This is a genomic window from Corynebacterium halotolerans, assembly GCF_050107895.1.
Taxonomy (GTDB): domain Bacteria; phylum Actinomycetota; class Actinomycetes; order Mycobacteriales; family Mycobacteriaceae; genus Corynebacterium; species Corynebacterium halotolerans_B.
In genome coordinates this window covers 1-594 of record NZ_JBNILW010000049.1, presented here as the reverse complement: position 1 = coordinate 594, position 594 = coordinate 1, and the positions used below count along the sequence as shown (strand labels likewise).

The window sequence follows — 594 nt, the reverse complement described above, 5'->3', positions numbered from 1 at the left end:
GCTCCAGGCCCAACTGGCCTTTCAACGTGTCAAACACCGACTCGATCCGTTGCCGTAGAGGCTTGAGAAACTGCCTGCCTGGCCTGGGGTCTTCCCCTTTCCGGGCCGGCCGGATCAACTCGACACCGCCGTCGTTGAGCTCTTCTTCCAACCACGCACCGTTGTAACCCTTGTCCGTCATGATCACCTGGCCGGCGGGCACCGGCACCGGAGCCGTATCCAGCATGGTCAGCAAGGTGGCGCGTTCATCTGCTTTCGCCCCGGTGACTGCGTAACCGACCGGCATCCCGTGCAGTGTGGAGATCAGATGCAGCCGCAGGCCCCAGAAGAACCGGGAGTGGGAGGCGCAGTAGCCGTACTCGGCGACACCGGCCAGATCCGAGCGTTGCACCGTTTGTCGGGAGCTGCCGCATTCGACCGGGGTGGAGTCCACGACCCAGACGCCATCGCCCAGCAGGCCGGTGCTGGTGGCCAGGTGCACCATGACGTGCTGCATCACCGCAGTGAGGGTGCGTTGGCGCTTGTGGTAGCCGGACTGCTGGGGCAGATACGGGAAGATGCTGGTCAGATGCTTGTGGGCGTATCTGACGAAGC

General features: G+C 64.0%; 1 protein-coding gene. It reads right to left on the bottom strand.

The window, feature by feature from the left end; translation table 11 throughout:
- The coding region (locus ACQCVD_RS15490; RefSeq protein ID WP_426824673.1) for an IS982 family transposase at positions 1 to 594 on the bottom strand (594 nt) is incomplete at both ends.